Source organism: Streptomyces capparidis, assembly GCF_054782095.1.
In genome coordinates, this window is sequence record NZ_BAAGTD010000056.1 from 1 (window position 1) to 22912 (window position 22912).

6 protein-coding genes are annotated in these 22912 nt (G+C 79.3%); all 6 read left to right on the plus strand.

The window, feature by feature from the left end:
• The first annotated feature begins 299 nt into the window (after positions 1 to 299).
• Genes ACYVO2_RS31815 through ACYVO2_RS31840 form a run of 6 tightly spaced genes read left to right on the plus strand, consistent with a single transcriptional unit; the run spans position 300 to position 22897 of the window.
• Complete coding sequence (locus ACYVO2_RS31815; protein ID WP_461011542.1) at positions 300 to 1037, plus strand: aspartyl/asparaginyl beta-hydroxylase domain-containing protein; 738 nt, start codon at positions 300 to 302, stop codon at positions 1035 to 1037.
• A gap of 58 nt (positions 1038 to 1095) precedes the next feature.
• Positions 1096 to 5736 carry a type I polyketide synthase gene (locus ACYVO2_RS31820; RefSeq protein WP_461011543.1) on the plus strand — a complete coding sequence of 1547 codons (4641 nt, stop codon included), beginning with the start codon at positions 1096 to 1098 and terminating at the stop codon, positions 5734 to 5736.
• Positions 5737 to 5791: 55 nt separating this feature from the next.
• Positions 5792 to 14434, plus strand: coding sequence for an amino acid adenylation domain-containing protein (locus ACYVO2_RS31825; protein ID WP_461011544.1), 8643 nt, complete (start codon positions 5792 to 5794; stop codon positions 14432 to 14434).
• A complete protein-coding gene (locus tag ACYVO2_RS31830; RefSeq protein ID WP_461011545.1) occupies positions 14431 to 20028 on the plus strand; it encodes an SDR family NAD(P)-dependent oxidoreductase in 5598 nt (1865 codons plus the stop codon). The genes ACYVO2_RS31825 and ACYVO2_RS31830 overlap by 4 nt, the downstream gene beginning before the upstream one ends.
• Positions 20025 to 21980, plus strand: coding sequence for a condensation domain-containing protein (locus tag ACYVO2_RS31835; protein ID WP_461011546.1), 1956 nt, complete (start codon positions 20025 to 20027; stop codon positions 21978 to 21980). The genes ACYVO2_RS31830 and ACYVO2_RS31835 overlap by 4 nt, the downstream gene beginning before the upstream one ends.
• Complete coding sequence (locus ACYVO2_RS31840) at positions 21977 to 22897, plus strand: ABC transporter ATP-binding protein (RefSeq protein ID WP_461011547.1); 921 nt, start codon at positions 21977 to 21979, stop codon at positions 22895 to 22897. Before ACYVO2_RS31835 ends, ACYVO2_RS31840 begins: the two co-directional genes overlap by 4 nt.
• Positions 22898 to 22912 lie beyond the last annotated feature (15 nt).

The following is a 22912-nucleotide window of genomic DNA, read 5'->3' on the forward strand; positions in this document are numbered from 1 at the left end:
GGCGCGGGCCGCGGCGCGCGGCCGTCCGGCGGGCGCCGGCGCAGCGCGGCGGGACCGGCCGGCACGCAGCCGGCCTGGACGGGAGCGAGGACGGCGGGCCGGGGGGCACGGCCGGCTGAGCCGCGCACCCGCGCCGGGCCGCGGGACGGCGGCCCGGCCGACGACACCGGACGACGACACCCGCCGACAGCGGCACCCGCGAGGGCGCCGCGGGACGGCGACCGAGACCACGCCCGAGACCGCACCGGGGACGGACGCCCGGGGCGGCGCTCGGCACAGCATCAGGAGAGGACCGCCACATGGACGTGGACCGGGTGATGGACGAGCTGCGGGCCGGCTTCGGCGCCGAGGGACTGGAGCGGGTCGAGGAGTGCCTGCGCGTCCTGGCCGGTGAGCGGGCCCCGCACTACCTGCACGAGGACCAGGAGCCGACCCGGCTGTTCTTCCCCGGGATCAGCGCGCTGCCCTGGCACGACACCTCGGCGCTGCCCTGGGTGGCCGGGATGGAGGCGGCCTGGTCCGCCGTCCGGGAGGAGTTCCACGCCCTGCGCGCCGAGCAGGCCAGGTTCGCGCCGTACGAGGACCTGTACACCAAGGAGCTGGGCTGGCAGGGCTGGGACACCTACCAGATCTACCGCGACGGCACCTGGCGGGACGAGGCGCGAAGCCGCTGCCCGGCCACCTGCCGGGCCCTGGCCGCCACCCCGCACGGCCCGCGGGACGGGATGTTCACCATCCTCAACCCGGGCGTGCACATCACCCCGCACACCGGCGGCGTCAACCTCCTGCTCACCGCCCACCTGCCGCTGGTCGTCCCCCCGGGGTGCTCGATCCGGGTCGGTGACGACGAACGCGGCTGGGAGGAGGGCAAGGTCATCCTCTTCGACGACAGCTTCATCCACGAGGCGTGGAACCGCGGCACGCAGCAGCGGGCGGTGCTCCTGTGGGACGTCTGGCACCCGGAGCTGACGCCCGTGGAGGTCCGCGCGCTGGAGTTCCTGATGCCCCGCTTCCAGCGCTACCTGATGGCGGTCTGAACCGCGGCCCACCCGTCCACGGCGCGCGGTGCGCCCCCTCACGACCAGGAGAACGACCTTGACTGCTGCCCCACGCACCCCCGGGGACACCCCGGCCCGCGCCCACCCCGGCGACGGCGACGGTGCCGGCGACGACAGGATCGCGATCGTCGGCATGGCCGGCCGGTTCCCCGGGGCCGAATCGGCCGACGCGCTGTGGGACCTGCTGGCCGCCGGCACCGAGGCGATCGCCCGCTTCACCCCCGAGGAGCTGCGCGCCGACGGCGTCCCCGAGGCGGAGTCGTCCCGGCCGGAGTACGTGCCCGCCAAGGGCGTCCTGGCCGACATCGCCGGGTTCGACGCCCACCTGTTCGGCTACGGCGGGCTCGAGGCGTCGGTCATCGACCCGCAGCAGCGCATCTTCCTGGAGTGCGCCTGGGCCGCCCTGGAGGACGCGGGCTGCGACCCGGACCGGGTCCCCGGCCCCGTCGGGGTGTACGCCGGCTCCCTGCTCAGCACCTACCTGATCCACAATGTGCTGCCCCGCGCCGACCTGCGGGCCTCGCTCGGCGTGCCCCTGCTGTTCCAGGGCAACCAGCCCGACCAGCTCGCCGCGCGGACCGCGTACAAGCTGAACCTGCGCGGCCCCGCCGTGAGCGTGCAGACCGCCTGCTCCACCTCGCTGGTCGCGGTGCACTTGGCCGCCCAGAGCCTGCTGGTCCACGAGTGCGACCTGGCGCTGGCGGGCGGGGTCACCGTCACCGTGCCCCACCGCGCCGGCTATCTGCCGGTGGCGGGCGGCATCGAGTCGCCGGACGGGCACTGCCGGCCGTTCGCGGCGGACGCGGCCGGGACCGTCTTCGGCAACGGCGCGGGCGTGGTGGTGCTCAAGCGGCTCGCCGACGCCCTCGCCGACGGGGACCGGGTGCACGCGGTGATCCTCGGCTCGGCCGTGAACAACGACGGGGCGAGCAAGGCCGGCTACACCGCGCCGGGCGTCGCCGGGCAGACCGCGGTGATCCGCGAGGCGCTGTCGGTGGCCGGCGTCGAGCCGCGCAGCATCGGCTACGTCGAGGCGCACGGCACCGGCACGCCCATCGGCGACCCCATCGAGGTCACCGCGCTCACCTCCGCCTTCCGCGCCGCCGACGCCGCCTCGGACGGGGCGAGCGCCGACGGGGCGACCGCCGACGGGGCCGGCGCCGACGCGGCCGCGGGCACCGGCGACGGTCCGGCGCGGGCGCGCGCCGCGTGGTGCGGCCTGGGCTCGGTCAAGTCCAACCTCGGCCACCTCGACACGGCCGCGGGCGTGGCCGGCCTGGTCAAGACCGTGCTGGCGCTGCGCCACGGCCGGATCCCGGCCAGCCTGCACGCCGAGCGGACCCACCCCGACCTGGCGCTCGCGGACAGCCCCTTCTTCGTGCCCGGGGAGCTGACCGAGTGGCCCGTGCCGGACGGCCCCCGGCGGGCCGCGGTCAGCGCCTTCGGCATCGGCGGCACCAACGCCCACGTCATCCTGGAGCAGGCCCCCGACACCCCGCGCGGGCCCGCCGCCCCCGCGGACCTCCCGGTCGCCCTGCCGCTGTCCGCGCGCACGCCGACCGCGCTCGACGCCGCCGCCGTCCGGCTCGCCGACGACCTCGCCGCCCACCCCGACCGCCCGCTGGCCGACGTCGCCCGCACCCTGCGCACCGGGCGCCGGCGGCTGCCGCACCGGCGGGTCGTCGTCGCCGGGGACACCGCGGGGGCGGTCGCCGCGCTCCGCGACGGGGGACGGCGGGTGTCGGCGCGCGGCCGCGCCGGACGGCAGGACGCGCCCGTGGCGTTCCTGCTCCCCGGCCAGGGCGCCCAGTACCCGGGCATGGCCATGGGCCTGTACCGGGCCCACCCGGTGTTCCGGGACGCCCTGGACGAGTGCGCCCGGCTGCTGCGCCCGCACCTGGGCGGCGACCGCGACCTGGTGGAGCTGCTGCGCGACGGGCACGACGGGGAACTGCGCCGCACCTCGGTGGCGCAGCCCGCCGTGGTGTCGGTGTCCTGGGCGCTGGCCCGGCTGTGGGAGCACTGGGGGGTGCGCCCCGCCGCCCTGCTCGGGCACAGCCTGGGCGAATACACCGCCGCGCTGCTGGCCGGGGTGTTCACGCTGCCGGACGCGCTGGCGCTGGTGGCCGCCCGCGGGCGGCTGATGGAGCGGACCGGGCCCGGCGCGATGCTCGCCGTGCCGCTGGCCGAGGCGGACGCCGCCGAGGCCGCCGCCGCGCACGGCCTGGACCTGGCCGCCGTCAACGGGCCCGGCGCCGCGGTGCTGTCGGGGCCGGTGGAGGCCGTGGAGCGGGCGCAGGCCTCGCTCGCCGAGCGCGGCCTGCGCCCGCTGCGGCTGCCGGTGGACCGGGCGTTCCACAGCGCCCTGTGCGAGCCCGCGGCCGAGCGTCTGGCCGACGCGTTCTCCGGGATCGCCCTGCGGGCACCCCGGATGCCGTACCCGACCAACCTGACCGGGCGGTGGGTCACCGCCGAGCAGGCCACCGACCCGGCCCACTGGGTGCGGCTGGCCCGGGAACCGGTCAGGTTCCACGACGGCCTGCGCCGCCTGGCGGAGCTGGACGAGCACCTGGTGCTGGTGGAGACCGGTCCCGGCGGGGTGCTCACCGACCTGCTGCGCAGCGCCCGCGCGGACGGGCCCCGCCCGGTCACGCCGCCGCTGCGGGAGGCCCGGCGGGGCGAGGACGAGCCGGCCGCGGCCGTGCTGACGCTGGGCGAGCTGTGGACCCGCGGCGCCGACGTCGCCTGGGAGCCCGCCGCGGCCGACGCCCGCGTCACCGACCTGCCCGGCTACCCGTTCGAGCGGCTGCCGCACTGGATCGACCCCGAGCCGGGCGACGCGCCGTCCGGGCCGCGGGCCGCGGACACGGCCGCCGCCACCGGCGACCAAGGGGTGGGAGCGCTCCCCCGAACGGGCGGCGAACCCGACGCCGTCCACGCGCGCCTGGTGTGGCGGCCCCTGGACACCGCGGACGGCCCCGACCCGCTCGCCGGGCGCCGGCAGACCTGGCTGGTGCTCCAGGACCGCGCGGGCCTGGCCCAGCCGGTCGTGGACCTGCTGGCCTCCCGCGGGCAGATCGTCACCAGCGTGCTGCCCGGCACCCAGTACCGGCGGGTGCGCCGCGGCGTGTACGAGCTGGACCCCGCCGACCCGGCCCAGTACGCCAAGCTCCTCGCCGACCTGCGGGGCCTGGTGCGCACCCCGACGGCCGTGCTGTACGCCTGGGGCCCGGACCCGGCCGACGAGACGGCCGGCTACTTCGGCCTGGTCCGGCTGGCCCGCGCGATGTCCCAGGAGAACGTCGTCAACGAGGTGCGCCTGGGGGTGCTGACCGCCGGGGCCTTCCCGGCCACCGCCGCCGACCGGCCCGACCCGGCCGCCGCCCTGCTCAGCGGCCCCGCGCAGGTGCTCCCCGAGGAGTACCCCAACCTCACCTGCACCCACCTGGACCTCGCGGCGGGCGCCACCGTGGGGCCCGAGACCGCCGGGCACGTGGTCCGGGCGGTCCTGACCGCCCCGGCGCGGCTGCTCGCCCTGCGCGACGGGCGCCTGCTCACCCGCGCGGTCGAGCCCGTCGCGCGCCCGGTCCCGGCCGGCGCCCCGGCCCGGCTGCGCCACGGCGGCACCTACCTGGTCACCGGCGGCCTCGGCGGCATCGGGCTCACCCTCGCCGCGTACCTGGCCGGGACCTGCGCCGCCAATCTGGTGCTCCTCGGGCGGCGGCCGGCCCCGGACGGCGGGGACACCGCCCGCGCCCTGCGGGAGCTGCGGAAGCTGGGCGGCGAGGTGCTCACCGTCCGGGCCGACGTCGCCGACGCCGCGGCGCTCGGCCGCGCCCTGGACGCGGCCCGGGCCAGGTTCGGGCCGATCGACGGGGTCGTGCACGCCGCGGGCGTCCCCGGCGGGGGGTCGGTCGGGCGGCGCACCGACGAGGAGATGCGGGCGGTGCTGGCCCCCAAGACCACCGGCCTGCGCAACCTGCTCGCCGCGCTGCGCCCCGGGGAGGGCGGACTACTGGTGCTGTGCTCGTCGCTGGCCACCCTCGTGCCCACCTACGGCCAGGCCGACTACGCCGCCGCCAACGCCTACCTCGCCGCGGTCGCCGAGGCCGAGTCCGCCCGCGGCGAGCGGCACGCCGTCGCCGTGGACTGGGACATGTGGCGCGGCACCGGCATGGCGGACAGCGCCGAGGTCCCCGCCGACCTGCGGGAGTTCCAGCGGCACATGCTCGCGGGGGCGCTCGCCCCGGCGCAGGGCGCCCGGGCGTTCGCCGCGCTGCTGGACGGCCCCGGCGGGCGGGCCGTGGTGGCCAGGGCCGGCGCCGTGGCCGAGGCCGACGGGACGCTGCGCGTCACCGCGGCCCCCGCCGGGCGGGGCCGCACCGCCGCGGCGCACCCCCGCCCCGAGCTGTCCACCCCCTACACCGCCCCGCGGACCGACACCGAGGCGCGGCTCGCCGGGATCTACGCCGAGCTGCTCGGCGTGGAGCCGGTGGGCGTCGAGGACGACTTCCTCGAACTGGGCGGGCACTCGCTGCTCGCCGCGCAGATCACCGCCCGGCTGCGGGCGGAGTTCGCCGTGGACGTGCCCGCCCGGCTGTTCTTCGAGGGCGGGCGGGTCGCGGACGTCGCCGCGGAGGTCGAGGAGCGCATCCTCGCCGACCTGGAGAACCAGTGAGCGCGCGCCGCCGGGGGGCCGCCCCCGCGCCGAGGCCCGCCGAAGGGAAACTGTGATGAGCATCGACGCCGAGCGCGTCCCCGGCACCGGGTCGGCGGAACGCGACGCACGCCTGGCCCGGCTCACCCCGGAGCAGCGGGCCCGCTTCGCGGCGCGGATCCGCGGCCGGGCGACCGCCGACGACGGGCCCGCGGCCGCACCGGGCGTGCCGGCGCGGGACCCGGCCGCCCCGGCGCCGCTGTCCCCGGGGCAGGAGCGGCTGTGGTTCCTGGAGCAGCTCAACCCCGGTCTCGGCGTGTTCAACGAGTACGCCGCGCTGCGGCTGACCGGGCCGCTGGACGAGGCCGCCCTGGACGCCGCGCTGACCGGCCTGACGCTGCGCCACCAGGCGCTGCGCACCGTCGTGGACCCGCACGGCGGGCCCGGCGGCGGCCCGGCGCAGCGGATCGCGGACGACCCCGGGCGGGTGCTGCGCACGGTGGACCTGGACGGCGCGGCCGAGGACGCGGACGCCGCCGAGCGGGCCCTGGCCGAGGAGGAGGCGGCCCGCCCGTTCGACCTGGAGCGCGGGCCGCTCTTCCGCGCCCTGCTGATCCGCTCGGCGCCGCGGCGCGCGCTGCTCGTCGTGGTCAACCACCACCTGGTGGGCGACGCCTGGTCCAGGGCGGTGCTGGTGGACGAGCTGTGCGCCGGGTACCGGGCCCACCGCGGGGAGGGGGCGGCCCCGGCCGCGCCCCGCGTCCAGTACGCCGACTGGGCCGCCTGGCAGCGCGGCCGGCTCACCGAGGAGGCGCTCGCCGACTCCCTGGCCTACTGGCGCGGGCGGCTCGACGGCGCCCCGCACCTGCTGGCCCTGGCCGCGGACCGGCCCCGGCCCGCCGTGCCGAGCCACCGCGGCGGCCGGGTCCAACTGCGGCTCGACGCGGACGCCACCGCGGCGGTGGAGGAGGCCGCCCGGGCCGCGCGGGCGACCCCGTTCATGGTCACCCTGGCCGCCTGGCAGGCCGTGCTGATGCGGCACTCCGGGCAGGAGGACGTGGTGGTCGGCGTGCCGACCGCCGGCCGGGACCACCCCGACCTGGACGGGCTCGTGGGCATGTTCGTCAACAGCCTGGTGCTGCGCTGCGACCTGTCCGGCGACCCCACGTTCGCCGAGCTGCTGGAGCGGGTGCGGGAGGCGGCGCTGGGCGCGTTCGCCCACGAGCGGGTGCCCTTCGAGCGGCTGGTGCGCGAGCTGCGGCCGGAGCGGGACCTCGGCCACGCCCCGCTGTTCCAGGTGCAGTTCGGCTACCGGAACGTGCCGGCCCGCGAGTTCGCGCTGCCCGGCGTCACCGCGCGGCTGGTGGACCTCGACAACGGCTGGTGCCGCACCGACCTCGCCCTGGAGCTGGGCCGGGACGGCGACGGCACCGCGGGCGTGTGCGAGTACAGCCGCGACCTGTTCGACGAGGACACCGTCCGCGGGATGCTCGACGCCTTCACGCGGGTGCTGCGCCTGGGCACCTCGCGGCCCGGCCTGCGGCTTTCGGAGCTGCTGACGCTCACCCCCGCCGAGCGGGACCGCCTGGACGCCACCGCCGACGGCGGCCCGCTCCCGGCCGGGCCCGCCGGGCCGCAGGACGTGGCCGCCGCGTTCACCCGGGCCGCCCGCGCCACCCCGGACGCCCCCGCCCTGGTCGTCCCCGGCGGCCCGCGCCCGGTGTCCCTGACGTACGGCCGGCTGGACGCCCGGGTCGGCGAGCTGCTCGCCCGGCTGCGCGCCGCCGGGGTCGGGCCGGGGGACCGGGTGGGGATCTGCCTGCGGCGCGGCGCCGACCTGCCGGCCGCCCTGCTCGCCGTGCTCCGCGCCGGCGCCGCCTATGTGCCGCTGGACCCCGACTACCCCGCCGCGCGCCTGGCCCATGTGCTCGACGACGCCGCGCCCGCCGCGGTCGTGGTGCACGCCGCGACCCGGGACGCCCTGCCGGCCGGCGCGCCGCTGCTCGACCTGGACGCGCCCGCGGACGGCACCGAGGCCGCCCCGGAGCCGCCCGCCGCCGCCCCGGTGGACCCCGAGGCCGCCGCCTACGTCATCCACACCTCCGGGTCCACCGGCCGCCCCAAGGGCGTGGTGGTCCGCCGGCGCAACCTCGCGGCGTTCTGCGCCGCCATGGACCGGGTGGTGGACGGCGGCGGGCGGCCCGTCACCTGGCTGGCCGTCACCAGCGTCGCGTTCGACATCTCCGTGCTGGAGCTGCTGTGGACCCTCAGCCGGGGCCACCGCGTGGTGCTGGGCCCCGACCCGGCCGCGTCCGCGCCGCCGCCCTCCCCCGCGGCCGCCGCCCCGGCCGTCCCGGACTTCAGCCTGTTCTACTTCGCCAGCGACCCGGCCGCCGCCGAGCCGGGGCCCGGCCAGTACCGGCTGCTGCTGGAGGGGGCGAGGTGGGCGGACACGCACGGGCTCGCCGCCGTCTGGCTCCCCGAGCGGCACTTCCACGCGTTCGGCGGCGCGTTCCCCGCCCCGTCGGTGCTGGCCGCCGCCGTCGCCCGCGCCACCGAGCGGGTGGCCGTCCGCGCCGGCAGCGTCGTGCTCCCGCTGCACCACCCGGTCCGGGTGGCGGAGGAGTGGGCCGTGGTGGACAACCTGTCCGGGGGGCGGGTCGGGCTGTCCTTCGCCTCCGGCTGGCACGCCGACGACTTCGTGCTCGCCCCGGACGCCTACGCCGACCGGCACGCCCGCACGCTGGCCGGGCTGGACGAGGTGCGGCGGCTGTGGCGCGGCGAGCGGGTGCCCTACCCCGGCCCCGGGGGCCGCACCGTCGAGGTGGCCGCGCTGCCCCGCCCGGTGCAGCCGGAACTGCCCTGCTGGCTCACCTCCTCCGGCAGCCCGGAGACCTGCCGCGCGGCCGGCGAGGCCGGGGCGGGCCTGCTCACCCACCTGCTGGGCCAGACCGTCGAGGAGCTCGCGGAGCGGATCGCCGTCTACCGCGACGCCTGGCGGCGCGCCGGGCACCCCGGGCAACCCCAGGTGACGGTGATGCTGCACACCTTCGTCGGCGCGGACCCGCAGGACGTGCGGGCCACGGCCCGGCAGCCGTTCCGCGACTACCTGCGGTCCTCCGTCGGCCTGATCCGGAACCTGGCCCGCGGCCTCGGCACGGACATCGACTCCGCCGGCTTCACCCGCGACGACGAGGAGGCCCTGCTCGACCACGCCTGCGCCCGCTACCTCGCGCGGGGCTCGCTGATCGGCACCGTCGAGGAGCTGGCGCCGCTGGTGCGGCACCTGCGCGGCATCGGGGTGGACGAGATCGCCTGCCTGGTCGACTTCGGCGTCCCGGCCGACGCGGCGCTCGCGGCGCTGCCCCGCCTGGACGCGCTGCGCCGGGCCGCCGCGGCCCCGCCGCCCGCACCGGCGGACACCGCGCTCACCGACCTGATCCGCGCCCACGGCGTCACCCACCTCCAGTGCACCCCCTCCCTCGCCCGCACCCTGCTGGACGAGCCGGACCCGGGCGCGCTCGCCGGCCTGCGGCAGCTCCTGCTCGGCGGCGAGCCGCTGGACGCCGAGCTGGTGCGGCGGCTGGCCCGGCACACGGACGCCGCCGTGCTGAACATGTACGGGCCCACGGAGACCACCGTGTGGTCCACCGCCGACACCGTGCGGCCGGACGAGGCGCGGGTCACGATCGGCCGCCCGATCGCCGGCACCACCGTGCGGGTGCTCGACCCGCACGGCCGCAGGAACCCGGTGGGCGTGCCGGGCGAGCTGCACATCGGCGGCGCGGGCGTCACCGCCGGGTACCTCGGCCGGCCCGACCTCACCGACGAGCGGTTCGTCCCCGACCCGGACGGCGCCGACCCCGCCGCCCGGCTGTACCGCACCGGCGACGTCGTGCGCGTCGCCCGCGACGGCCGCCTGGAGTACCTGGCCCGCAACGACCAGCAGGTGAAGATCCGCGGCTTCCGGATCGAGACCGGCGAGGTGGAGGCCGCCCTGGCGGCGCTGCCCGGGGTCCGGCAGGCCGTGGTCGCGGTCGGCGACCCGGGCACCCCCGCGGCGTTCCTGGCCGCGTACGTGGTGCCGCGGGAGCCGCACGACCCGCCGGAAGCGGCCGCGCTGCGCGCCGCGCTCAGCGACGTGCTGCCGCGCTTCGCCGTCCCGTCCCGCTACACCCTGCTCGACGCGCTGCCGCTGACCGGCAACGGCAAGGTGGACCGGGCGGCGCTGCCCGCACCCGCGCCCGCCCTCCCGGCCGGGCGCGCCCACGTCCCGCCGGCCACCCCCACCCAGGAGCGCATCGCCCGGATCTGGCAGGAGGTGCTGGGCGTGGAGCGGGTGGGCGCCGACGACGGGTTCTTCGACCTCGGCGGCCACTCCCTGCTCGCCGCCCGGGTCGTCGCCGCCGTCCGCCGGGAGCTGTCGGTGCGGCTGCCGCTGCGCGCCCTGTTCGAGAGCCCGGACGTCGCCGCGCTCGCCCGCGTGGTGGACGAGCTGCGCGGCGCCGCGGAACCGGCGTCCGCCGCCCCGCCGGAGCGGCGCCCCGTCCCGCTGCGGCCGGACCCGGCAGCGCGCCACGACCCGTTCCCGCTGACCGACGTGCAGCGCGCCTACTGGATCGGCCGCAGCGGCGCCGTCGGCGGCGACGTCTCCTGCCACCTGTACCTGGAACTCGACGTCGAGGACCTGGACCTGGACCGGTTGCAGGACGCCTGGCGGGCGCTGGTCCGGCGGCACGACGCGCTGCGCCTGCTCGTGGCCGACGACGGCACCCAGCGGATCCTGCCCGAGGTGCCCGACTATGTGATCGGGGCCGCGGACCTGGCCGGACTACCCGAGGCGGAGCGCGCCGAGCGGCTCGCCGCGGTCCGGGCCGCCATGTCCCACCAGGTGCTGCCCGCCGACGCCTGGCCCCTGTTCGAGCTGCGCGCGTCCCGCACCGGGCCCCGTGCCACCCGCCTGCACCTGAGCGTGGACACGCTCATCGCGGACGGCGGCAGCGTGCAGGCGCTGCTGCGCGAACTCCTCGCCGTGTACCGGGGCGACCTCGTCCCGCGGCCCCTGGAGCTGTCCTTCCGGGACTATGTGCTGGCCCAGCGCGCCCGGCGGGAGGGCCCCGCCCACGACGCGGACCTGGCCTACTGGCTCGACCGCCTGGACACCCTCCCGCCCGCCCCGCGGCTCCCGCTGGCCCGCCGGCCCGAGGACCTGGCCGCGACCCGGTTCCGCCGCCGCGAGGCGCACCTGCCGGCCGAGGTGTGGGCCCGCCTGAAGGCCCGCGCCGCCGAGGCCCGGGTCACCCCGTCCGCCCTCGCGCTCACCGCGTACGCCGCGGTGCTCGGCACCTGGGCCGCCGAGGACCGGTTCACCCTCAACCTCACCCTGTTCGACCGGGAGGGCGACCACCCCGACCTGCCCGAGCTCGTCGGCGACTTCACGGCGCTGACCCTGTTCGAGGTGGCCGCGGCCACCGCGGGCCCGTTCGCCGACCGGGCGCGGGCGATCCAGCACCGGCTGTGGGAGGACCTGGACCACCGGCTGGTCAGCGGGGTGCGGGTGGCCGGCGAGCTGGCCCGGCGCCGCGGTGTGGCCGGGGCCGCGATGCCCGTGGTGTTCACCAGCGAGCTGGGCACCGGCGACACCGGCGCGGAGGAGCTGCTGCGCGGTCTCGGCGCCCGGGTCGCCCACACGATCACCCAGACCCCCCAGGTGTGGCTGGACCACCAGATCGCCGAGGACGCCGGGCGGCTCCGCCTGACCTGGGACGCCGTGGAGGAGCTGTTCCCGCCCGGCCTGCTCGACGACATGTTCGACGCCTACACCGGCCTGCTCGCCGCGCTCGCCGACGACGAGCGCGCCTGGACCGACCCGCACCGGCCGCTGCTGCCCGCCGCCCACCTCGCGGCGCACCGGGCCCTCAACGACACCGCGGGCCCGCTGCCGCGGGGGCTGCTGCACGAGCCTTTCCTGCGCCGGGCGCGCACCGACCCGGGGCGCACCGCCGTGGTGTTCGCGGCAGGTGAGGTCAGCTACGGCGACCTCGACCGGGCGTCGGCGGCCGTGGCCCGCGCCGTGCGCGGCGCCGGGGTGCGGCCGGGCGACCTGGTGGGCGTGCTCGCGGACCGGGGGTGGTGGCAGGTCGCGGCGGTCGTCGGCGTGCTCCGCGCGGGCGCCGCCTACCTGCCCCTGGACGCGGGCCTGCCGCCCGCGCGCGTCACCCGCGCCCTCGAGCACACGGGGGCCGCGGCCGTCCTCGCCACCGCGGCGGACCCGCGGCCCGCGGGCGTCCCCGAAGGGCTGCCGGTCATCGGCTTCGCCGCCGCCCTGGCCGCCCCGGGCGACGGGGCGCCGGAACCCGCCGCCACCGACCCCGGCGACCTCGCCTACGTCATCCACACCTCCGGCTCCACCGGGGAGCCCAAGGGCGTGATGATCGACCACCGGGGGGCGCTCAACACGATCGCCGACATCAACGAGCGGTTCGGCGTCGGGCCGGACGACCGGGTGTTCGGCCTGTCCGCCCTCGGCTTCGACCTGTCCGTGTACGACGTGTTCGGCACCCTCGCCGCGGGCGCCGCCCTGGTGCTCGCCGGCCCCGGGGAGGAGCGCGACCCGGCCCGCTGGGCGCACCTGCTCGCCGACCACCGCGTCACCGTGTGGAACTCCGTCCCGGCGCTGATGGAGATGCTGCTCGCGTACGCCGCCGGGGACCGCGCCGCGGCGCTGGCGAGCCTGCGCCTGGTCATGCTCAGCGGCGACTGGGTCCCGGTCGGCATGCCCGGCCAGATCCGGGCGGCGGTGCCCGCGGCCGACGTGGTCGCCCTGGGCGGGGCCACCGAGGCGTCGATCTGGTCGGTGCTGCACCCGGTGGGCGAGGTCGCCCCGGACCGGCCGAGCATCCCGTACGGGCGGCCGATGCGGAACCAGACCATGCATGTGCTCGACGACGCGTTCCGGCCGCGGCCGGTCGGCATGCCCGGCGCCCTGTACATCGGCGGCGCGGGCGTGGCCGTGGGCTACCGCAACGCGCCGGAGGCGACCGCCCGCGCGTTCCCGGTCCACCCGGTCACCGGGGAGCGGCTGTACCGCACCGGGGACCTCGCGCGGCTGCTGCCGGACGGCGACCTGGAGTTCCTGGGCCGGGAGGACTCCCAGGTCAAGGTGCGCGGCATGCGCATCGAGCCGGGCGAGATCGAGGCGGCGCTGCTGCGCGCCCCCGGGGTGCGGGAGGCCGCCGTGGTCGTCGAGGGCCGGCAGACCTCGGCGCGGCTGGTCGCCTATGTGGTGCGGGACCGCTCGGCGGCCGGGGACGCCCCGCCCGGCGACGGCCCCGCCCGGGCGGGCACCGTGTTCGACGCGGAGCGGATGCGCAGGCTCGACACCCGCCTGCGGCAGCCCGGCCGCCGCACCGACCTGGCCGGCCGGGCCGTGCTGCCGTTCCCCCCGGCCGCGGCGCCGCCCGCCGCGGCCGGGCGGGGCGCGGCGACCGGGTTCGGCGAAGGACCGGTGACCGCGGCCGGCCTGTACGCCCTGCTCGCCGTCCTGGCCAGGCAGGACGGCGACGGCATCCCCCGGTACGCCTACGGCTCCGCGGGCGGTCTTTACCCGGTGCAGACCTACCTCGCCGTGGCCCCCGGCGGTGTGGACGGCGTGCCGCCCGGCACCTACTACGTCGATCCGGCGGGGCCGTCGCTGGTCGCGCTGGACGGGGCGGAGGGCGCCGCCGCGGTGCTCGACCCGGCGCTGTACGGCGCGGCCAACCGGCCCCTGGTGGAGCGGGCCGGCTTCACCGTCGTCCTGGTCGCCCGCGGCCGGGCCGTCACCCCGGTCTACGGCGCCCTGGCGGACCGCTTCTGCCTGCTGGAGGCGGGCGCCATGGCGCAACTGCTGCGCCGGCGGGCCGCCGAGGGCGAGGTGGCGCTGTGCCCGATCGGCGACGTGCGCCCGGAGCCGCTGCACCGCGCGCTGCTGCTGGAGGACGGCCAGACGGTGCTGCACACCCTGGTGGGCGGCCGCGCGCCGGACGCCCCGGGCGGGGGGCGCGCGGACGGCGCGGCGTGGACGGCGCGGCTGAGGGCGGCGCTCGCCGAGCAACTGCCGCAGTACATGGTGCCGTGGCAGGTCCGCGAGATCGACGCGCTGCCGCTGTCCGCCAACGGGAAGGTGGACCGCAAGGCGCTGGCGGCGTCCGCCGACCGGCCCGCCGCCGACCCGGACCCCCTCCCGGTGGCCACCGCGGCCGCCCCGCCCGCGCCGGCGCCGGACCCGGTGCCCGCGCGCACCGCCGACGCGCTGGCGGCGATCTGGCGGGACCTGATGGACGGCGCCGACGTCGGCGCCGACACCAACGTCTTCGAGGCGGGGGCGAACTCGGTGCACCTGGTCCGGCTCCAGCGGCGGATCCACGACGACCTGGGCCGGCAGGTGGAGATGGTGGAGCTGTTCGAGCACCCCACGATCCGCCACCTGGCGGAGCTGCTGGACGGGCGGGCCGCGGCGGCCGGCGAGCGGGCCGCGCCCGCGTCCGCGGCCCCGGAGGCCCCCGCCCCGCAGGCCGGGCCCGCCGCGCCGGAGCCGGGCGGCCCCGCCGCCCCGGCCCCGCCGGGCCGCGGGCGGCACCACCAGCGGCGCCGGGCGGCGCGCCGGGCCGAGGAACCGGGGGGCGGGGCGCCCGCGCCGGGGCCGGGCGGCGCGGCCGGAGCGGCTGGGAACCGATGACGTACCGGCACACGGCCCCCGCCGCCGACCCCGCCGACCTCGCCGACCTCGCCGACCTGCCGGACGCCGTGGCGGTCACCGGCCTCGCCTGCCGGTTCCCCGGCGCGCCGGACGCGGGCGCCTTCCTGGCGAACCTGGTGGCGCGGCGGGAGTCCGTCACCTTCCGCGGCCGCGCGGAGCTGGCCGCCCTGGGCGTCCCGGAGGAGCGGCTGGCCGACCCGCGGTTCGTGGGCGCGGGCGGCGTCCTGGACGGGCTCGCCGAGTTCGACGCCGAGTACTTCGGCATCCCGCCGCGCGAGGCCGACCTGATGGACCCCCAGCACCGGCTGTTCCTCCAGTGCGCGGTCGCCGCGCTGGAGGACGCCGGGCAGCCGACGGCATCCGTGGAGGGGGGCGTCGGCGTCTACGCGGCGGCCGGGTTCAACTCCTACCTCACCCACCACCTGCTGCCGCACGCGGCGGAGCTGTCCGACCTGGCCGACGTCCAGTGGCTCGCCTCGGCGGACAAGGACTACCTGGCCACCCGGACCTCCTACCGGCTCGGCCTCACCGGCCCGAGCATGAGCGTGCAGAGCGCCTGCTCCTCCGGGCTCGTCGCGGTCCACCTGGCCGCTGAGGCGCTGCTCAGCGGCGAGTGCGGCGCCGCGCTCGCCGGCGCGGTGTCCGCGGGGGTCGGCCAGGGCCTGGGCTACGTCCACGCCGAGGGCGGGATCCTCTCGGCGGACGGGCACTGCCGGCCGTTCGACGCCGACGCGACCGGCACGGTGTTCGGCGCCGGGGTCGGCGTCGTCGTCCTCAAGCGCCTCGCCGACGCCGTGGCCGACGGCGACCTGGTCCGGGCGGTGATCCTCGGGTCCGCGGTCAACAACGACGGCAGCCGCAAGGTCGGTTTCACCGCGCCCGGCCTGGACGGCCAGGTGCGGGTCGTCCGGGCCGCCCAGGCCGTCGCGGGCGTCACCCCCGAGCAGGTGGGCTACGTCGAGGCGCACGGCACCGGCACCGCGCTCGGCGACCGGATCGAACTGACCGCGCTGGGCCGCGTCTTCGGTCCCCGCGGCGGGCCCCGGGTGCTCGGCGCGGTGAAGTCGAACATCGGCCACCTGGACACCTGCGCCGGCATGGCCGGGCTGATCAAGGCCGTGCTCTCGCTCCAGCACCGCACCCTGCTGCCGACCGCGCACTTCTCCCGCCCCGCCGCGGAGCTGGCCGGCAGCGGGTTCCGGGTGCTGACCGAGGCCGCGCCGTGGCCGGGCCCCGACGGCACCCGGGTCGCCGGGGTCAGCTCGTTCGGCATCGGCGGCACCAACGCCCATGTCGTCCTCGGCGACGCCCCGCCCCTCCCGGCCGCCGGCCCGCCCCCGGCGGACCCCGGCTGGGAGGTGCTGCCCGTGTCCGCCCGCTCCCCCGAGGCGCTGGACCGCGCCACCGCCCGCCTGGGCGCGGCGCTGACCGCCCCGGACGGGCCGCCTCTCGCCGACGCCGCGCACACCCTCCAGACCCGGCGCCGCGCCCACCCCTGGCGGCGCGCGGTCCCGGTCGCCCGGCACGGCGGCCCGCCGCGCCTGCCGGACCCGCCCGCCCCCGCCGTGCCCGCCGCCGCCACCGCGCCGCGGGTGGTGCTGCTCTTCCCCGGGCAGGGCGTCGGGCACCCGGGCGTGGCCGCGGAGCCGTACCGGGCGGAGCCGGCCTTCCGGCGGGCCCTGGACGACTGCCTGGACGCGCTGCGCCCGTGGACCGGGGCCCCGCTGCGGGAGCTGCTGCTCGACCCCGCCCACCCCGACCTGTTCGACCGCACCGACGTCGCCCAGCCGGCGCTGTTCGCCCTCGGGTACGCGCTCGCCGAGTGGTGGGCCGCGCTCGGGGTGCGGCCCGCCGCCCTGGTCGGGCACAGCGTCGGCGAGTGGACGGCGGCCTGCGTCGCCGGGGTGTTCCCGCTGGACGACGCCGCCCGCCTGGTCGCCGAGCGGGGCCGGCTGGCGGCCACCATGCCGGCGGGCGCCATGCTCGCCGTCCCGCTGCCGGAGGCGCGGGTGCGGGACCTCCTCGCCGTGGCCGGGCCCGCCGCGGGCGCGCCCGGCGGCGGGGTGGACCTCGCGGCGGTCAACGCCCCGGACCGCTGCGTCGTCGCGGGCCCGCCGGCCGCCGTGGCGGAGCTGCGCCGCCGACTGGCCGCGGAGGGCGTGCACGCCCGGCCCCTGGCCGTCCGGCACGCCTTCCACTCCGCCGCCGTGGACCCGCTGCTCGCCGAGTTCGGCGAGCTGGTCGCGAAGACGCCGGGCCGCGCCCCGTCGATCCCGCTCGTGTCCACCCTGACCGGCGAGCCGCTCACCCCGGCGCTGGCGGCCTCCGCCGAGCACTGGACGCGGCAGCAGCGCGCCACCGTGCGCTTCACCGACGCGCTCGCCGCCGTGCCGGCCACCGGGGCGCTGTTCCTGGAGACCGGCCCCGGCCGCTCCCTGTCCGGCTTCGTCCGCCGCACCCTGGGCGACCGGCCCGCACTGGCCGGCCTGGACGACGGGCGCGACGGCGCGACGGCGGGCGCGGGACGGCCGCCCGCGCGGCTGGCCGCGGTGGCCCGGCTGTGGGAGCTGGGGAGCCCGATCCGGTGGTCCGCGCTCGGCGAGCGGGCGGGCCGCCGCCACGTCCCCCTGCCCACGTACCCCTTCGAGCCGGCGCGGCACTGGTACGAGCCGCGCGGCGCCGGCACCGACCGCGCCCCGGCCGCCGGGCACCCGCCCGCCGCGGACTCCCCCGCGGGCCGCGCCGACGACGTCGACCGCCTGCTGCACGTGCTCGACTGGCGGCCGACCGCCCCACCCGATCCTTCCGGCCCGCTGCCGCGGACGGTCCTGCTGCTGGCCGACTCCGCGGGCCTCGGCGAGCGGGTCGCGCGGCGGCTGACCGCGGCGGGCTGCCTGGTGCGCACCGTGCGCCCCGCCGCGGCCGGACCGGCGGGCAGCGGCACGGCAGGCAGCGACACGGTGGACGGCGGCACGGTGGACGGCGGGCCGCGGCTCGACCCCGACGACCCGGCGGGGCCCGCCGACCTCGCCGCCGCGCTCGCCGCGAGCGGGACCGCGCCCGACGCGGTGGTGTGCTGCTGGCCCGTGGACGCCCCCGACCTGGACGCCGCCACCGCGGACGAGGCGGCCCGCCACGCGCTGCACGCGGTCACCGTGCCCGCGTTCCTGGCCCGCGCGCTCGGCGAGGCGTTCCCCAGCCGTCCGATCCGGATGCTGCTGGTCACCGACGCCGCCCACGGCGCCGGCGGACAGCGCCCGCGCGCCCCGCACACGGCCACCGCCCTGGGCGCCGTGCGCGGCGTCCCCCGGGAGCTGCCCGCGCTCGCCCTGCGCGCCCTGGACCTGGACTGCCCCGCGCGGGACGGCGCGGAGCTGGAGCGGGCCGCCGACGCGGTGGTGGCCGAGCTGCCGGGCCCCTGGCCGGGCGAACCGCTGGTCGCCGTGCGCGGCCGGGCCCGCCTCGTCCCCGTGCCCGGCCGGCCCGCCCTGGCACCGCCGGACGGCGGCCGGCCCCTCCCCGGCGGGACCTGGCTGATCACCGGCGGGCTCGGCGGCGTCGGCACGGCCGTCGCCGGCCTGCTCGCCGAGGAGGCGGGGGCCGAGGGGCGCACCCTGGTCCTGGTCACCCGGCGCCCCGTGCCCGAAGGACCGGCCTGGACCGTGCTCCGGCCCGACGGCGCGCCGCCGGGCGCCCCGCTCCCCGCGGACCTCGCCGCCCGGCTCGGCGCGCTCACCCGGCACGGTGCCGCGGTGTGCCTGGCGCAGGCCGACGTCACCGACGCGGACGCCATGGCCGCGGTGGTGTACCGGGCCAGGCGGCGGTTCGGCCCGGTCACCGGCGTGGTGCACGCGGCCGGGATCCCCGGCGGCGGGGTGCTCGCCCGGCGCACGGCGGACGACGTCGCCCGGGTGCTCGACCCCAAGGTGCGCGGCACGCTGGTGCTGCACCGGCTCACCGCGCGGGACCGGCCGCTGACCGTGTGGTGCTCGTCGGTGCTGAGCGTGTCCGGCGCCGCCGGCCGACTCGGCTACATCGGCGCCAACGCGTTCCTGGACAGCCTCGCGCACGCCACCGACCGGGCGGTGTCCGTCGGCTGGGACCGCTGGGCGCAGACGGGGATGGCGGTCCGGGCCGGGACCCGCGACCGGTCCGGCGCCGGCGAACCCCTGGACCACCCGCTGTTCGACGCCCGCGCCACCGGCGGCGACGGCGCGGTGGAGCTGCGGCTGCGCCGCGGCGAGCACACCGAGTGGCTGGCCGCGGAGCACCGCCTGGCCGGTGTGCCGGTGCTGCCCGGCACCGCCCTGCTCGCGCTCGCCACGGCCGCGCACGACCTGGTGCACGGTCCGGGCCCGGTCGAGTTGGACGCGGTCTTCGCCCACCCCCTCGCCCTGCCCGCGGACCACTGGCCGGACGTCACCGTGCGGCTGCTGCCCGACCCGGACGGGGGGCACCGCTGGGAGGTGCGGTCGTCGGCGTCCCCGGGGCGCCCGCACGGCCACGGCCGGATCGCGCCCCACCGGCCGGGCCCCGCCGCGCCGCCGGACCGGGCGGACACCGGGGAGCGCCGTCCCGCGGCGGTCCCGCCCGGCCCGGGAGCCGGGCCGCGGCCCCGCGCCGAGGCCGGGGTGGTGGCCACGGGACCGCGCTGGCAGTGCCTGACCGAGCTGCACGAGGCGGACCGCGAGGCGGTGCTGCGCCTGAGGCTGCCCGACCGCTTCCACGGCGACCTGGCCGCCCACGCCCTGCACCCGGCGCTGCTGGACGTCGCCACCGGCGCGGCGGCCCCCCGCACCGGCACCCACCTGCCCGTGGCCTACCGCCGCCTGGTCGTCCACCGCGAGCTGCCCGCCGAGGTCCGCGCCCATGTGGTGCGGCACCCGGACGGCGACCGCACCGGCACCGTCCTGGCGGACGTCACCCTCACCGGCCCCGACGGCGTGCCGGCCGTCCGTGTGGAGGGCTTCGTCCTGCGCCCGGCCCCGGACGGTGCCGCCGCGCCGGCCGCCGGCCCGGAGGAGGAGGGCCTGCGGACCGGCGAGGCCCTGGCCGCCCTGCGCCGCGTCCTGGCCAACCCGCACCTGCCGCACGTCCTGGTCACCCCCAGGGGCGCGGCGCCGCCCGCCGAGCCGCGGCCCGCCGCTCCCCCGCCGGGGCGGCGGGGAAGCGGCCCGGGGCCCGTGCCCGAGCCGCCCGGGGACGCGCTGGAGCGGCGGATCGCCGACGTGTGCGGCGCGCTGCTCGGCCTGCCCGCGGTCGCCGCCGACGACAACGTGGTGGAGCTCGGCGCGGACTCCCTGCTCGTGGTGCAGATCAGCGCCGAGCTCCAGCGCGCCGGGCTGCCCGTGTCGCCCGGCGACGTCTTCGCCCACCCGACCGCCGCCCGCCTGGCCGCGCACCTGCGGGCCGGGCGGGGCTCCGGCACGGACCTGCCGGACACGGCCGCGGACCCCGCCCCGGGCGGTACCGCGCGGCCGGCCGGGCCGGGCGCCTTCCCCGACGCCGACCTCGACGCGGCGGACCTGGCGCAGGTGCTCTCCGTGTTCCGACCCGGAAAGGACAGCCGATGACGGACGTCGAGGACACCCGTCCGCTCCCCCAGGCCCCGGCGCGGCCGCCCCTCCCCGGCGGCACCGCGCCCGACCCGCTCCCCGGCCCCGCCGCGCCCGCGCCCGGCGAGCCGTTCCCGCTGGCCTGGGCCCAGCACGGGGCGTGGTGGGCCCAGCAGCGGGCGGAGCCGCCCGCGTGGCTGGTGCTGTCGGTGCGGCTGCCGGTGCCCGAGGGGGCCTCGGTCGCGGACGTGTCCCGCGCCCTGGCGATCGTGCGGGACCGGCACGAGATCCTGCGGACGACCTTCCCCGTGGACGAGCACGGCGACCCGGTGCAGGTCGTCCACCCCGGCGGGCACCTGCCGGTGGCGTCGGCCGACAGCGAGCCCGCGGCATGGCGGAAGATCACCCGGACCGGCTTCGACCCGGAGCGCGAACCCCCGATCCGGGCGGCGCTGCACATGGCGGAGGGCCGCCCGGCGCACCTGTGCGTGCTGCTGCACCACCTGGCCGTGGACGAGTACGGCAAGGCGGCGTTCGCCCGGGAGCTGGAAGCCGTCCTGGACGGGGTGGCGCGGGGAGCGCCGGCCGGGCTCGGCCCGGTGGCGCACACCCCTCGGGAGCAGGTGCGCAGCGAGCTGTCCGCGGACGGCCGCCGCCGCGACGAGGCGGCGCTCGACCACTGGCGCGCGATCCACCTGCGGCAGTTGCACGACCTGCCCCCGCGCGGGCCCGGCGACGACCGCGGGGAGCGCTGCTCCCTGACCATGCGGTCGGCCGACCTGCCGCGCCTGTGCCGGGACATCGCCCGGCGCGAGCGCTGCCTGCCCGCCGCCGTGCTGATCGCGGCCCTGGCCGTCGGCTTCGCCAACCGGCACGGACGCGACCGCGCCCTGCTGAGCATGCTGGTGGCCAACCGCTCCGCCCCGGACCGGCTGGACGCGGTGTGCACCTGGGTGCAGCAGGGCTGGCTGCTGGTCGAGGTCGGCGCGGACCGCCCGTTCCGCGACGTGGTGCGCGAGGCCGCCGATGCCCTGCGCCGGTGCCTGCGCCACGGCCGGTACGACGTCGGCGCGTTCTACATGTGGAAGCTGGCCCGGGGCGCCACCGACGCCGTGTACGACGTGCCGCTGCTGAACTTCATCACCGCGGCGGACGGGCACGACGGGGACTGCGGCCCCGGCGCCGACGTGGTGCACCGCCGGGTGGAGCGGGGCCGCGGCGCCAACGACATCAGGGTCGTCACCCACCCCTGCCACATGACGGTGCACCTCACCGCGAACGACGACCTGCTGACCGCCGCGGAGGGCGAGGAGCTGCTGCGCGGGCTGCCCGTGCTCCTGCGGCAGGCCGCCGAGGACCGGGACGTGCCGAGGACCCGGCTGGCGGGCGTCCCCCCGCGGTGGGTGCCGGGCCCTGGATGGGCCGACGTGGACGGCCGCTGGACGCACCTGCCGGACCTGGAGGGCGCGCTCGGGCGGTGCCCCGGGGTGCGTGCGGCGCGCGTCTTCCACGGGGACTGGCGCGGCCGGGGAGCCGAGCTGCTGGCGTGCGTGGCGGCCGATCCCGGCGTGACCCCGGCCGCCCTGCGGTACGCCCTGCGCACGCGCCGCGGGGCCGCCCGCCTGGCGCCGCCGCACTGGTACGTGGTCCGCGGCGCCCCACCCGGCGACCCCTCGTGCCCCGCCGGCTGGCTGGCCGCGGGCGTCCGCGCCCAGGGAGCCGGCGACGAGCCGCACCCGGCGGATCCGCGGGACGCCGCCGAGCGCGCCCTGCTGGAGGCGTTCGCCGCCCTCCACCCGGCCGGCGCCCGTGACCTGACCAGGAGCTACGCCGAGGCTGGCGGCCGGTATCTGCGGATCCCCGCCCTGGTCCGGCGCCTGGCCCGGGAGGGCTACCGCGGGCCGGCCCCGGAGGACTTCGTGACGACGGCGCCGCTGCGGGAGCTGGCGCGCGGGATGGAGCGCCGATGAGCGGACCGGACACGCCCGCCGTGCGGCTGCGCGGCGTGGTGAAGCGCTTCGCCGGCACCACCGCGGTGGACGGGCTGGACCTGGACGTGCCGCGGGGGGCGTTCTTCGGCCTGCTCGGGCCCAACGGCGCGGGCAAGTCCACCACCATGCGGATGCTCACCGGGCAGTGCCGCCCGGACGCGGGCACCGTCGAGGTGCTCGGCCACCCGATGCCCGGCGCCTCCCGCCGGGTGCGGGCCCTGACCGGCGTCGTCCCCCAGCACGACGACACCGACCCCGAGCTGACCGTGCGGCAGAACCTGAAGGTCTTCGCCGGGCTGACCGGGCTGCCCCGCGACCGGCGCGCCGCCGCCGTGGACCGGGCCCTGGCCGCCGTCCGCCTCGGGGCCCGCGCGGACAGCCGGGCCGGCGGGCTCTCCGGCGGCATGCGCCGGCGGCTGCTGCTGGCCCGCGGCATGCTCGGCGGCCCCCGGCTGCTGCTGCTCGACGAGCCCACCGTCGGGCTGGACCCGCAGATCCGCCAGGACCTGTGGGACGTCATCGGCGCCCTGCGGGCCGGCGGGACCACCGTGGTGATGTCCACCCACTACATCGAGGAGGCCGAACGCCTCGCCGACGACGTGGCCGTCGTCTTCTGCGGGCGGACCGTCGCCCGGGGCACCCCCGCCGAACTGCTCCGGGCCCACGCGGGCGAGCAGGCGTTCGAGTACGGCGGCGGGGCGGGGCGCCGGGCCGAGGTGGAGGAGCTGGCGGCGCGCGCCGGACTGCCGGGCCGCCGCACCGGGGTCTCGTTCTCGGTGCTGCGGGCCGAGACCATGCCCGCCGGGCTGCGCGACCGCCTCGGCCCGCCCGACGTCGCCCGCCGCACCACCCTCGAGGACGTGTTCGTGGTCCTCACCGGCGAGCTGTTCACCTGACGCGCCGAAGGACGT